Annotated in this window: 12 protein-coding genes; 4 read left to right on the top strand and 8 right to left on the bottom strand. The window is 61.1% G+C overall.

Annotated features, from left to right (window positions below; translation table 11 throughout):
• The first annotated feature begins 2 nt into the window (after positions 1–2).
• Genes AC1IN8_RS12440 through yacG form a run of 4 tightly spaced genes read left to right on the top strand, consistent with a single transcriptional unit; the run spans position 3 to position 2,475 of the window.
• Positions 3–875 (top strand): prepilin peptidase, encoded by an 873-nt coding sequence (locus tag AC1IN8_RS12440; protein ID WP_479758956.1) that lies wholly within the window; start codon positions 3–5, stop codon positions 873–875.
• Positions 876–893: 18 nt separating this feature from the next.
• Entirely contained in the window at positions 894–1,508 is a 615-nt protein-coding gene (coaE, locus tag AC1IN8_RS12435; protein ID WP_247625413.1) for a dephospho-CoA kinase, read from the top strand.
• A 37-nt stretch (positions 1,509–1,545) separates the two neighbouring features.
• A complete protein-coding gene (gene zapD, locus AC1IN8_RS12430) occupies positions 1,546–2,268 on the top strand; it encodes a cell division protein ZapD (protein WP_162519286.1) in 723 nt (240 codons plus the stop codon).
• A 12-nt stretch (positions 2,269–2,280) separates the two neighbouring features.
• Positions 2,281–2,475, top strand: a complete 195-nt coding sequence (gene yacG, locus AC1IN8_RS12425; protein ID WP_042053535.1) for a DNA gyrase inhibitor YacG — start codon at positions 2,281–2,283, stop codon at positions 2,473–2,475.
• Positions 2,476–2,547: 72 nt separating this feature from the next.
• On the opposite strand, the gene mutT is transcribed toward yacG, so the two are convergent.
• The 8 genes from mutT to murC all read right to left on the bottom strand — a co-directional run bounded on the left by mutT (position 2,548) and on the right by murC (position 12,692).
• On the bottom strand, positions 2,548–2,952 hold the full coding sequence (mutT, locus tag AC1IN8_RS12420) for an 8-oxo-dGTP diphosphatase MutT (RefSeq protein ID WP_247625411.1): 405 nt from the start codon (positions 2,950–2,952) through the stop codon (positions 2,548–2,550).
• A 155-nt stretch (positions 2,953–3,107) separates the two neighbouring features.
• Complete coding sequence (gene secA, locus AC1IN8_RS12415; RefSeq protein WP_139438998.1) at positions 3,108–5,828, bottom strand: preprotein translocase subunit SecA; 2,721 nt, start codon at positions 5,826–5,828, stop codon at positions 3,108–3,110.
• A gap of 57 nt (positions 5,829–5,885) precedes the next feature.
• Positions 5,886–6,791 carry a M23 family metallopeptidase gene (locus AC1IN8_RS12410; RefSeq protein ID WP_042649032.1) on the bottom strand — a complete coding sequence of 302 codons (906 nt, stop codon included), beginning with the start codon at positions 6,789–6,791 and terminating at the stop codon, positions 5,886–5,888.
• A 140-nt stretch (positions 6,792–6,931) separates the two neighbouring features.
• Entirely contained in the window at positions 6,932–7,855 is a 924-nt protein-coding gene (lpxC, locus tag AC1IN8_RS12405; RefSeq protein ID WP_042649033.1) for a UDP-3-O-acyl-N-acetylglucosamine deacetylase, read from the bottom strand.
• A gap of 101 nt (positions 7,856–7,956) precedes the next feature.
• On the bottom strand, positions 7,957–9,108 hold the full coding sequence (gene ftsZ, locus AC1IN8_RS12400) for a cell division protein FtsZ (RefSeq protein WP_005305686.1): 1,152 nt from the start codon (positions 9,106–9,108) through the stop codon (positions 7,957–7,959).
• 39 nt (positions 9,109–9,147) lie between these two features.
• The gene (gene ftsA / locus AC1IN8_RS12395; RefSeq protein ID WP_025328454.1) at positions 9,148–10,407 is read right to left on the bottom strand and encodes a cell division protein FtsA; all 1,260 of its coding nucleotides are present in this window, start codon (positions 10,405–10,407) and stop codon (positions 9,148–9,150) included.
• Positions 10,388–11,140 (bottom strand): cell division protein FtsQ/DivIB, encoded by a 753-nt coding sequence (locus AC1IN8_RS12390; RefSeq protein WP_025328455.1) that lies wholly within the window; start codon positions 11,138–11,140, stop codon positions 10,388–10,390. Before AC1IN8_RS12390 ends, ftsA begins: the two co-directional genes overlap by 20 nt.
• Before the next feature lie 97 nt (positions 11,141–11,237).
• The gene (murC, locus tag AC1IN8_RS12385; RefSeq protein WP_041204901.1) at positions 11,238–12,692 is read right to left on the bottom strand and encodes a UDP-N-acetylmuramate--L-alanine ligase; all 1,455 of its coding nucleotides are present in this window, start codon (positions 12,690–12,692) and stop codon (positions 11,238–11,240) included.
• Between the last annotated feature and the right edge of the window lies 1 nt (position 12,693).

Below are 12,693 nucleotides of genomic sequence, written 5' to 3'. Positions count from 1 at the left end.
TTATGGTGCCTCTGATCGAACTGGCCCAGGGCCTGCCCTGGCTCTATCTCTCCCTGGTTTTTCTCTTTTCCCTGATGGTTGGCAGCTTTCTGAACGTGGTGATCCATCGCCTGCCCATCATGCTGGAGCGGGAGTGGCAGGCCGAATACAGTGACTACTTCGGCAGCGAAGTGGCCGCCTCCCCCGCCGAACCCTACAACCTGATGGTGCCACGCTCCCGCTGCCCGCACTGCGATCACCCCATAGGCGCGCTGGAGAACATCCCTCTGCTGAGCTGGCTCTGGCTCAAGGGGCGCTGCCGACAATGCAAGGCGCCCATCTCGGCTCGCTATCCCCTGGTCGAGCTGCTGACCGCCCTGTTGTCGGTCGCCGTCGCGGCGACCCTGACTCCGGGATGGGGCACCCTGGCCGCGCTCTTGCTGACCTGGGTACTGGTGGCTCTCACCTTCATCGATCTGGACAAGATGCTGCTGCCGGACCAGCTCACCCTGCCGCTGCTATGGGGCGGTCTGCTGTTCAATCTGGCGGGCGGCTTTGTGCCGCTGGCCGATGCGGTGATCGGTGCCATGGCGGGCTATCTGGTGCTCTGGAGCCTCTACTGGGGGTTCAAGCTGCTGACCGGCAAGGAGGGGATGGGCCATGGCGACTTCAAGCTGCTGGCTGCGCTCGGTGCCTGGCTGGGCTGGCAGGCACTGCCCATAGTGTTGCTGCTCTCGTCCCTGGTCGGCGCCATCATCGGCATAGGGCTCATACTGCTGCGCAACCATCATCAGGGCAAACCCATCCCCTTTGGCCCCTACCTCGCCATCGCGGGCTGGATAGCGCTGCTGTGGGGGGATAACATCACCCGCTGGTATCTGGACATCGTTCTCTAGCAAGGGGATCACAAATCTATGTATGTGGTAGCCATCACCGGCGGTATAGGCAGCGGCAAGACGACCGTCGCCAACCAGTTTGCGGCCCTGGGGATAGAGGTGGTCGATGCCGACCTGATTGCCCGCGACGTGGTGGCGCCCGGCACCCCGGCCCTGGCCGCCATCACCAACCACTTCGGCCCCGAGATGCTGACCGGGCAGGGCCTGCTGGACAGGCGAGCCCTGCGCGAGCGGATCTTCAGCGATCCGGCGGCCAAGTCCTGGCTCAACGCCCTGCTCCATCCGATCATCCGCAGCGAGATGCTGCGCCAGTGCGCGGCAGCCAGCTCCCCCTACTGCCTGCTGGTGGTTCCCTTGCTGGTGGAAAACCGGCTCACCGAGCTGGCCGATAGGGTGCTGGTCATCGACGTGGATGAGGCGACCCAGATCGAGCGAACCTGTCGCCGGGACGGGGTCAGCCGGGAGCAGGCTCAGGCCATACTGGCATCCCAGGCGAGCCGCAGCGAGCGTCTGGCAATGGCCGATGACGTACTGGACAACCAGAGTGGCACGACTGAGACCATACGGGAGCGAATTTTAGCGCTGCACGAGACATATCTGGCATTTGCCTCTCAACAAGCCCCCCAAGTGTGAGTACACTAGGCCGGTTTATGGCTGGCCAGGATTAGGCATGATTTACGATTTTCCCCTCAACGAAAAAAGCCGGACCTATCTTCGTCTGGAGTCCCTGTTTTCCCAGATCCGCGACAATCTGGAGAGTGACCAGTCCTGGGCACACATCGCCTTCTTCAAGGGGTTGTTCGATTTGCAGGAGTTGCTGGAGCGCGGTGATCTGCGCGCCGATCTGATCAAGGATCTGGAGCGTCTCGGCCAGCGTCTTAGCCATTGGGCCAGCCTGCCGGACGTTGACCTCGAGCAGATCCAGCGGATGCAGCAGGAGAGCACCCAGCTTTCCCGCAACCTGCTCAACTCCCCTCGCCCCGGCGCCCGTCTGAAAGAGGATCGTCTGCTCGGTTCCATCCGCCAGCGCTTCTCCATTCCCGGTGGCCTGTGCGCCTTCGATGTGCCACAACTGCACCACTGGCTGGTGACGCCGGCGGTGGCTCGCCATCAACAGATGCAGCAATGGCTCAGCGACATCAATCTGCTGATGAACGCCATCTCCCTGCTGCTGCGGCTGTGGCGTGAATCTGGCCACTTCAGCGATCAGGTTGCCACCAACGGCTTCTTCCAGGATACCGCCGAGGGGGCCGAGCTGATCCGTATCCGTCTGACCGGATCCCAGCCCTGCTACCCGACCCTGAGCGGCCACAAGAACCGCTTCGCCCTGCGTTTTCTGCCCACCGCAGAACAGCCGATTGGCGATGTGCCTTTCCAGCTCGCCTGCTGCTAAGGAGGCATCCAGATGGTCACCAAGGTCAAGTGCCCGACTTGTCAGAGCGAAGTGGAATGGGGTCCCCAGAGCCCGTTTCGTCCCTTCTGCAGCAAGCGCTGCCAGCTGATCGATCTCGGCGAATGGGCCGATGAAGAGAAGCGGATCCCGGGGGAGATCAATCCGGATCTGCTGCCGGATCCGGAAGAGGGCGACCAGTGGCTATAGGCCCTGGCGGTTTCGCCTCTGCAAAATGAAAAAGGGCCGATTGGCCCTTTTTCATTGTCTCTTGCCATCGGCTCACGCCAACGCGGCCTGCAGCCGCGTCACTATGGGACCATTGGCATCGGGGAAGTGGTAGTTGTGCAGCTCGGCCAGCGGCACCCAGCGGCACTCCTGCCCTTCCTTGCCAAAGGGCTCGCCCAGGAAGCGGGTCACCTTCCAGATATCCAGCAGCACCTGCTTGTCCGGGTAGTCGTGGTGCAGCTCCATGAAGGGGGCGCAATCCTGCACCCGGATGCCTATCTCCTCCCACAGCTCCCTGTCGAGCGCGGTGAGCAGGTCTTCCCCCGACTCCACCTTGCCCCCAGGAAACTCCCAGCGATCCCCCTGATGGCGATCGGAGGAGCGCTTGGCGATGAAGATATCGCCCCGTTCATTCTCGATGACGCCGACCGCCACCCAGATCCGCTTTTTCTGTTCCATCTTGCTACCTTTGCACTCTCTGCCTGATCGGGTCGCTCTATGACCCCAACCCCCGGTTGGGTGAGCTGCCGATGATGCCTGACATCCGATTTTGCGTCGCCATGCGACAAAAACAAGGCGGGCACCGGGCCCGCCTTGTCATGGCATTAGGTCACTCAGGTCAACTGACCGTGACAATGCTTGTACTTCTTGCCGGATCCGCAGGGGCAGGGATCGTTGCGACCGACCTTCTGCTCGTCGCGCACGAAGGTCACCGGCGCCGCGTCGGCCTGGGTCTCTTCGTCGGCCAGCTGGTTCTCGGCGGCGGCATGGGTATAGGTGCGGGGAGCCGCTTCCGCCTGCTGGCGCTGCTGCTCTTCCATCGCCTCCACGTCGCGCTCCTGGACCTGTACCCGGCTCAGGATGCTGACCACGTCGCGCTTGAGGGTTTCCAGCATCTGGGTGAAGAGATCGAAGGACTCGCGCTTGTACTCCTGCTTGGGGTTCTTCTGGGCGTAGCCGCGCAGATGGATGCCCTGGCGCAGGTGATCCATGGCCGCCAGATGCTCCTTCCACAGGCCATCCAGGGTCTGCAGCATCACCGCCTTCTCGAAGTTGCGCAATACGTCCTTGCCGACCAGCTCTTCCTTGTGGGCGTAGAGCTTGGTGGCTTCTTCCAGGATGCGCTCGCGCAGCTTCTCTTCATACAGCTTGTCGTCTTCCGCCAGCCACTGCTGCAGCGGCAGGTCCAGCGCGAAATCGGACTTCAGGCGTGCTTCCAGACCCGGCACGTCCCACATCTCTTCCAGGGACTGGGGCGGAATGTACTCGTCGATCACGCTGCCATAGACGTCGTCACGGATGACGTGGATGGTGTCGGAGATGTCGTTGGTGTCCAGCAGCTCGTTGCGCTGCTCGTAGACCACCTTGCGCTGGTCGTTCGCCACGTCATCGAATTCGAGCAGGTTCTTGCGGATGTCGAAGTTGCGACCCTCCACCTTGCGCTGGGCGTTCTCGATGGCCTTGGTCACCCAGGGGTGCTCGATGGCCTCGCCCTCTTCCATCCCCAGCTTCTTCATCATGCCGGTCACGCGATCGGAGGCGAAGATCCGCATCAGGGTATCTTCCATGGAGAGGTAGAAACGGGAGGAGCCCGGGTCACCCTGACGACCGGAACGGCCGCGCAACTGGTTGTCGATACGGCGGGATTCGTGACGCTCGGTGCCGATGATGTGCAGGCCACCGGCGGCCAGCACGGCGTCGTGACGCACCTGCCAGGCCGCTTTCAGCTCGGCAATCTGTTCGCTGGTCGGGTTCTCCAGCGCGGCGATCTCGGCCTGCCAGTTGCCCCCCAGCACTATGTCGGTACCACGACCGGCCATGTTGGTGGCAATGGTAACTGCGCCGGTCTGACCGGCCTGGGCGACGATTTCCGCTTCCATGGCGTGGAACTTGGCGTTCAGCACCTTGTGCGGGATGTTCTCCTTGGTCAGGATGCCGGACAGCAGTTCGGAGTTCTCGATAGAGACGGTACCGACCAGCACCGGCTGACCACGCTCGACGCAGCCGCGGATGTCTTCGACGATAGCGGCATACTTTTCCTGGGCGGTCAGATAGACCAGATCGCCCATGTCCTTGCGCACCATCGGCTTGTTGGTCGGGATGACCACGGTATCCAGGCCATAGATCTGCTGGAATTCAAAGGCTTCGGTATCCGCAGTCCCGGTCATCCCCGCCAGCTTGTCATACAGACGGAAGTAGTTCTGGAAGGTGATGGAGGCCAGGGTCTGGTTCTCGTTCTGGATCTTGACCCCTTCCTTCGCCTCGACCGCCTGATGCAGGCCGTCGGACCAGCGACGACCCGGCATGGTACGGCCGGTGTGCTCGTCGACGATGACGATCTCGTCCTTCTGGACTATGTAGTCGACGTTGCGTTCAAACAGGGTATGGGCACGCAGACCGGCGTTGACGTGGTGCAGCAGGCTGATGTTGGTGGCGGAGAACAGGGAGTCCTCTTCCGCCAGCAGCCCCTCTTTCTTGAGCAGCTCTTCCACGAAGATCTGGCCGTTTTCGGTCAGCAGCGCCTGGCGGTTCTTCTCGTCCACCGTGTAGTGGCCATCGCCGGTGTACTCTTCAGAGTCTTCTTTGTCCTGTTTGACCAGCAGCGGGATCAGCTTGTTGATCTGGGTGTACATGGCGGAGCTGTCTTCCGCCGGACCCGAGATGATGAGCGGGGTACGGGCTTCATCGATGAGCACCGAATCCACCTCATCCACCAGCGCGTAGTTGAGCGGACGCTGCACGCGCTGCTCGGGCGAGAACGCCATGTTGTCGCGCAGGTAATCGAAACCGAATTCGTTGTTGGTACCGTAAGTGATGTCGGCGGCGTAGGCGTCGCGCTTCTGGGACGCATCCATGCCGGGCACGTTGCAGTCGACCGTCATGCCGAGGAAGGTGAACAGCGGGCGGTTCGCCTCCGCATCACGCTTGGCCAGATAGTCGTTCACCGTCACCACGTGCACACCGCGACCGGTCAGCGCGTTCAGATAGGCCGGCAGAGTCGCGGTGAGGGTCTTGCCTTCACCCGTCTTCATCTCGGCGATGCGGTTGGAGTTCAGCACCATGCCGCCGATCAGCTGCACGTCGAAGTGACGCATGCCGAACACCCGGCGGGACGCCTCGCGCACCGTGGCGAAGGCTTCCGGCAACAGCTGCTCCAGGGTCTCACCCTGCTCCAAGCGCTGACGGTACTCGGCGGTCTTCGCCTGCAGCTCGCCATCGGACAAGGCCTCGAACTGAGGCTCCATCGCATTGATCTGTTTAACAATTTTGCGCAAAGCCTTGAGCGTTCTGTCGTTCCGGCTGCCGATAATCTTGGTGAGCAGTGTGCTAATCATGTGTACCAACTGTTTTGGTTATATAAGCGTTCCGTCACTGGAACCTGAAGAAAAAACCTAACCCCGTCTGGCATTCAGAAAGCGCGCGGGGTTGACCTGACGACCATCTTTCAACACTTCGTAATGCAGATGGACCCCGGTCGCACGACCGGTACGCCCCATCAAGGCAATCTTCTGGCCCTCATCGACCAGGGTGCCCACATCCACCAACAACTTGGAGTTGTGGGCATAACGGGTCACCAGACCATTGCCATGGTCTATCTCCACCATGTTGCCAAATTCCGGGTGGCGGCCTGCCCAGCTGATGATCCCCTTGCCTGTCGCCAGGATGGGTGTGCCGGGCTTGCCACGAAAATCCACACCCTTGTGCATCTTGGCGCGACCGTTGAACGGGTCTACCCGTCCACCAAACCCGGAGGAGATCCAGACTCGCTCCTGCTTCACCGGTGAACCCGAGATGAAACCGGCATCGGTGATATGGTGATTCATGATGAAAGATTCAAGTACCGACAGCTGTTCTTCACGGCTGCTGAGCTGCTGGCTGAGGTGTTTCATGGAGGCTTGCAGCTCGCCCAGGCTCACTTCCAGCTCTTCGTCATAGGAAGGGCCACCCATGGGGGGCAGCTCCTTGAAATTGAATTCGTCGGGATCGAGGTCTGCCTTCTCGGTCAGACGCTCGCCGAGCGCATTGAGACGACCGAGCTGCCCCTGCATGGTGCCCACCTGGGCGGCCAGCATGGCAAGCTGTTCACGGGCTTCATCGGCCCCTTGCGTGGATTTTTGCTGTTCGGCCATGGCCAGCGCGACTTCCAGCGCCTCCATTTTCTGGTGCCAGCTCTGCCAGAGCCAACCACCACTCAGTGCCAATACAGTGAAGAGGATACCGCCGACCCAGGCCAGACGTTGTTTGGGTAAGTGCAACTTGCGGCGCTGCTTACCGTTGAGGATCAGGGTAATGCTCATAGAAATCTGTCTTCTCGGTCAGGTGAGGCCAGGAGCCAGCACGGGCAATAAAACCGGGAGATAATCGGTATTAAAGGATGGAATAAACAAATGACAGGACGTCGGTGCGGAGAGATGACCGACGTCCTGTTGCACAGCTATCAGGCCAGAACCAGACCGTTATCGTAGTAAGCGATGGGCGCTTTGTCGCCCTCCGCCTCGAAGGTCACCAGCTCCCAGGCCTCCTGCTTGGCCAGCAAGGCACGCAGCAGTTTGTTGTTCAGGGCATGGCCCGTCTTGTAGGCACGGAATTCACCTATGATGCTGCGGTTGCACATATAGAGGTCACCGATGGCATCCAGCATCTTGTGCTTGACGAACTCGTCCTCGTAACGCAGACCATCTTCGTTCAGCACCCGATAGTCATCCAGTACCACGGCGTTTTCCAGGCTTCCGCCCAGGGCCAGGTTCTGGGAACGCAGGTACTCGATGTCGCGCATGAAGCCGAAGGTACGGGCACGGCTGATCTCTTTCACGAAAGAGGCACCGGAGAAGTCCAGCACGCAACGCTGGTTGCGGCCTTCAAATACCGGATGCTGGAAATCGATCTCGAGATCCATCTTGAAGCCGTTGCGATAGGGGTGGAATTCCGCCCACTTGTCGCCGTCTTCAACCCGCACGCTCTGCTTGATCCGCACGAACTGCTTGGGCGCATTCTGCTCACGTATACCCACTTCTTGCAGCAGGTAGATGAACGGGTGCGCACTGCCATCCATCACCGGGATCTCGGGGGCGTCGACCTCGACATAGAGGTTGTCGATCCCCATCCCGGCCAGGGCGGCAGAGAGGTGTTCGATGGTTGACACGCGGACACCGGCTTCGTTTACCAGAGCGGTACAAAGCACGGTATCACGCACCTGATCGGCGTTGGCTGGCAGCGCGACCACAGGATTCAGATCGGTACGCAAGTAAACGATCCCTGTGTTAACAGGCGCCGGACGGAACGTCATTGTGACTTTCCGGCCCGAATGCAGGCCCACACCGGTGGCCTGGACACTCGTTTTCAAGGTTCTTTGTCTAATCATGGGCGTATCCGCTTAACAGCTCAAATTCCTGACCAGATGGTCGTTGCCGGGCCATCTTAGCACAATCCTTAAGCAACAAACAAACCAGGGCCATACGAGGCTTAGTCAGCTTGCTTGCGCAGGAACGCAGGAATATCGAGATAATCCGGTTCGCGACGAGCCTGCGGCTCGGCGTTCACCACCTTGGCCGGGGCCTCTTCCATCACGCGAGACTGCAGGGCTTCGCTGATCAGGGGCTGACGGGCCGGACGCTCTTGTACCATATTATTTTTTACGAGCGTGATGTCGGGCTTGCGCTCGGCACCGATACCGGTGGCCACCACGGTCACCCGCAGTTCGTCGTGCATTTCCGGGTCGATTACGGTACCCACCACCACGGTGGCGTTCTCGGAGGCGAAGGCCTTGACCGCGTTACCCACGGTTTCGAACTCTTCGATGGTCATGTCCATGCCGGCGGTGATGTTGACCAGGATGCCACGGGCACCGGCCAGATCCACGTCTTCCAGCAGCGGGCTGGAGATGGCCTTCTCGGCCGCTTCTTCGGCACGGTCATCACCGGAGGCGGAGCCGGTCCCCATCATGGCAGTACCCATTTCACGCATCACGGTACGCACGTCCGCGAAGTCGACGTTGATCAGGCCCGGACGGGTGATCAGCTCGGCAATGCCCTGTACCGCACCCAGCAGTACATCGTTGGCCGCCTTGAAGGCGTCCAGCAGGGAGATGCCACGACCCAGCACCTTCAGCAACTTGTCGTTGGGGATGGTGATCAGGGAGTCGACGTTCTTGGACAGCTCCTCGATACCGTGGGCGGCGAAGCCCATCCGCTTCTTCCCTTCGAAGGAGAACGGCTTGGTCACGACGGCGACGGTCAGGATACCCATCTCGCGGGCCACTTCGGCCACGATAGGTGCGGCACCCGTACCTGTACCACCGCCCATGCCGGCGGCGATGAACACCATGTCTGAACCGGTCAGCAGCTCGCGCAGCGCTTCCCTGTCTTCCATGGCGGCATCACGGCCCACTTCCGGATTGGCTCCGGCCCCCAGACCCTTGGTGATGCCACCGCCGATCTGCAGAGTCGTGTTGGCACTGGAGTTGCGCAGTGCCTGGGCGTCGGTGTTGACGGTAATGAACTCAACACCCTCGATGTTTTGACGAACCATGTGCTCGACTGCGTTGCCGCCGCCGCCACCCACACCTATCACCTTGATGACGGCTTCGTCAGTGTGGCTATCCATAAATTCAAACATGTTGTCTCTCCGCTTTATTTGCCTGACTCAGCAAAATCTTTAGAACTCGCCACGCAACCAGTTGCTGACCCGTTTGACCAGCCCACCTACGCTTGCCTTGGCGGCATATTCCTTGCTACTGCCGGTGGATTGATTGGTACGGCCGTACTGCAGCAGCCCGACCGCGGTCGAGTACACAGGTGCCTGCACGTAATCGCTCAATCCCCGAATGTTCATGGGTTCGCCCACCCGGACCTGGCTCTGGAAGATCTGCTCTGCGCACTCCACAATGCCTTCGATCTGGGCCGCGCCACCGGTCAATACCACACCGGCCGCCAGCTGATGCTTGACCCCCTGTGCCTTCAATTCGCTCTGCACCCGTACCAGCTCGTCATTCACCATGGAGAGCAATTCCGTGTAACGGGGTTCAATCACTTCAGCCAGTGTCTGCCGTTGCAGGCTGCGCGCCGGGCGACCGCCGACACTGGGGACTTCAATATTGTCTTCCTTGCTGACCAGGCGGCCGAGGGCGCAACCGTAGCGCACCTTGATCGCTTCGGCGTCCAGCGGCGGGGTGCCGAAGGCGTAGGCGATGTCGCTGGTCACTGTGCTGCCGGCGTAGGGGATCACCTTGGTGTGGCGCAGGGCACCGCCGGTAAACAGCGACATGTCCATGGTACCGCCACCAATGTCCACCACGCAGACACCCAGCTCCTTCTCGTCTTCGGTCAGCACGGCATAGCTGGAAGCCAGGGCCGAAAAGATCAGCTGATCCACCCGCAGACCGACCTTCTCCACACATTTCTCGATGTTGCGAGCCATGTCGTTGTGGCAGGTGATCAGGTGCACCTTGGCAGCCATCCGCACACCGGAGAGACCGACCGGATTCTTGATCCCTTCCTGATAGTCGATGGCAAACTCCTGGGGCAGCACGTGCAGCACCCGCAGTTCGTCCGACAGTCGCACCGACTTGGCGGTGTGGATGACGTTGTCCACGTCCTCCTGGGTCACCTCTTCATCGGAGATGGGCACCATGCCGGTCTCGTTGCGGCAATCGATGTGCTTGCCGGACAGCCCCAGATAGACGGAGCTTATCTGGCAGTCAGCCATCATCTCGGCCTCTTCCACCGCGCGGCGCAGGGACTTGACCACGGAGTCGAGGTCATTGACCCCGCCCTTCTCCATCCCGCGAGAAGCGTGGCTGCCCATGCCGATGACATTGAGTTCGCCATCGGGCAATACTTCGCCAACCAGTACCGCCACCTTGGTCGTGCCGATATCCAGTCCGACAATCAAATTTCTATCTGCGGTGTTGGTCATTCACTTTCTCTTCGCTTTTCTTCCAGCCAACTGCCATCCCGGTGTCGTATCGAAGATCCACGTAAGCAACCCGCTCACGGGGTTCGATGACCGGAAAGGCATCGATAAACCGCTGCAGGCGAAGCGCGATATCCGAGCGCCCCACGAACAGCTGAATGTTGCCATCCAGGGTCAGTTCCCAGGCATGGCGGGGGGTCAGATTCACCCCCAACAACTTGTATCCCTTGGCCGCCAGCAGCGTCTCGTACTGATGGCTGGCTTCCAGCACCTTGGCGGCCTGATCATCGGGCCCGGACAACTGCATCAGGGGTTTCTTCACCCTGTCCGGCGCACTGAACACCTCACCCTTGGTGTTGACGAAGCGGTTGCCGTTCCAGCGTGCCGCCACCGCCTGTTCGGTGAGGTAGACCTTGATCTTGTTCGGCCACTTCTTGCGTACCGAGACCTGGGCCACCCAGGGCAGGGCGTTCAACCGCCCCTGCAATTCGTTCACGTCCAGCTCGAAGAAGTTGCGCAACTCGGCGCCATCCAGCACGGCGGCGCGCAACTCATCGGCTTTCAAATATTCGTGTTGCCCCTGCAGCAACAGCTCGCTCATGGGCAACCGACTGGCATCTGTCAGCCAGTCTTTAACATCCAGCGCAGTCTGGTAGAGCCCCCACATGACCAGGATGAAAAATGCCACCCCGGCGATGAAGCCCCCCTTGGTGCGCCCTTGTGCCCTTGCCTCCACCCGATCTATCCCCGTATAACGCGCCATGCCGGCCACTTGCAGACCGGTTCGCCATTATATAGGCCTCGGCTTGGCGGTCAAAATACTCATTGGGCCCTCAGGCACCGGATTTCATGCTATCCACGCTCAATTTCATCTCGCCGAGACGGCGGGCCAGTGCCCCGACGTTACCGGCGCCCTGAGTCAGCACCAGATCCCCCTCGCCGATCAGGTCGGCCAGCACGGCCGGCACATCGTCAGGGGTTGCGACAAAGATGGGCTCCAGGGTGCCGCGAGAGCGGATGGAGCGGCACAGGGCACGGCCATCGGCACCGGGAATGGGCTCTTCACCGGCGGCATAGACCTCCAGCATCACCAGCACATCCACCTTGGAGAGCACGTCGGCGAAATCTTCGTAGAGATCCCGGGTCCGGCTGTAACGGTGCGGCTGGAACACCATGACCAAGCGTTTCTCGGGCCAGCCGGCGCGGGCGGCATTGATGGTCACCTTGACCTCGCTCGGGTGGTGACCGTAGTCATCCACCAGCATGGCCTTGCCACGCCCGGTCTCGAACTCGCCATATTGCTGGAAGCGGCGACCCACCCCTTCAAACTTGGCGAGCGCCTGGATGATGGCCTCGTCGCCAATGCCGTCTTCGGTCGCGACCGCGATGGCGGCGGCGGCGTTGAGCGCATTGTGGATGCCCGGCAGATTCAGGGTGACGGTCAGCTCGCCGGCATCCTTGCGACGGACCCGGAAGCGGCTGCGGTTGCTGGTCTGCACGAAGTCCAGCACCTGCACGTCGGCATCCTCGGAAAGGCCGTAGGTCAGGGTCGGACGGGCGATCTCAGGCAGCATGCCGCGGATCACGGGGTCATCCACGCACACCACCGCCAGACCGTAGAACGGCAGGTTGTGCAGGAAGTCGATGAAGGTGGCCTTGAGCCTGGAGAAGTCGCCGCCATAGGTGTCCATGTGATCTGCTTCGATGTTGGTCACGATGGAGACCATGGGTTGCAGATGCAGGAAGGAGGCGTCGCTCTCGTCCGCCTCGGCGATCAGGTAGCGACTGCTGCCCAGGCGGGCATTGGTGCCGGCGCTGTTGAGCAGACCGCCGATGACGAAGGTCGGATCCCGGTCGGCTTCGGCATAGATGCTCGCCACCAGGCTGGTGGTGGTGGTCTTGCCGTGGGTGCCGGCGACGGCGACCCCGTGGCGGAAGCGCATCAGCTCGGCCAGCATCTCGGCACGGCGCACCACGGGAATGCGCAGCTCGCGGGCGGCCAGCAACTCGGGGTTGTCCTGCTTGATGGCGGTGGAGACCACCACCACGCTCGCCTCGTTCACGTGCTCGGCACTGTGTCCCACGAAGATATGGGCGCCGAGGGACGCCAGCCGCTCGGTCACCGCATTGCGGGACAGATCGGAGCCGGAAATCTGGTAACCCTCGTTGGCAAGCACCTCGGCGATCCCGCCCATACCGGCGCCACCTATGCCGATGAAATGGATGCGACGCACGCGGCGCATTTCGGGGATCACGGTACGCAGTTTTGCCAGTTCAACCTTGGTCATA

The sequence above is a fragment of the Aeromonas sp. 130281 genome (genome assembly GCF_056642115.1).
The sequence above is the reverse complement of the archived record's forward strand: the minus strand, read 5'-3'. Positions and strand labels throughout refer to the sequence as shown.

Coding starts and splice junctions, on each gene's coding strand:
- AC1IN8_RS12440 (WP_479758956.1), top strand. CDS start 3: ATGGTGCCTCTGATCGAACTGGCCCAGGGCCTGCCCTGGCTCTATCTC.
- coaE (WP_247625413.1), top strand. CDS start 894: ATGTATGTGGTAGCCATCACCGGCGGTATAGGCAGCGGCAAGACGACC.
- zapD (WP_162519286.1), top strand. CDS start 1,546: ATGATTTACGATTTTCCCCTCAACGAAAAAAGCCGGACCTATCTTCGT.
- yacG (WP_042053535.1), top strand. CDS start 2,281: ATGGTCACCAAGGTCAAGTGCCCGACTTGTCAGAGCGAAGTGGAATGG.
- mutT (WP_247625411.1), bottom strand. CDS start 2,952: ATGGAACAGAAAAAGCGGATCTGGGTGGCGGTCGGCGTCATCGAGAAT.
- secA (WP_139438998.1), bottom strand. CDS start 5,828: ATGATTAGCACACTGCTCACCAAGATTATCGGCAGCCGGAACGACAGA.
- AC1IN8_RS12410 (WP_042649032.1), bottom strand. CDS start 6,791: ATGAGCATTACCCTGATCCTCAACGGTAAGCAGCGCCGCAAGTTGCAC.
- lpxC (WP_042649033.1), bottom strand. CDS start 7,855: ATGATTAGACAAAGAACCTTGAAAACGAGTGTCCAGGCCACCGGTGTG.
- ftsZ (WP_005305686.1), bottom strand. CDS start 9,108: ATGTTTGAATTTATGGATAGCCACACTGACGAAGCCGTCATCAAGGTG.
- ftsA (WP_025328454.1), bottom strand. CDS start 10,407: ATGACCAACACCGCAGATAGAAATTTGATTGTCGGACTGGATATCGGC.
- murC (WP_041204901.1), bottom strand. CDS start 12,692: ATGACCAAGGTTGAACTGGCAAAACTGCGTACCGTGATCCCCGAAATG.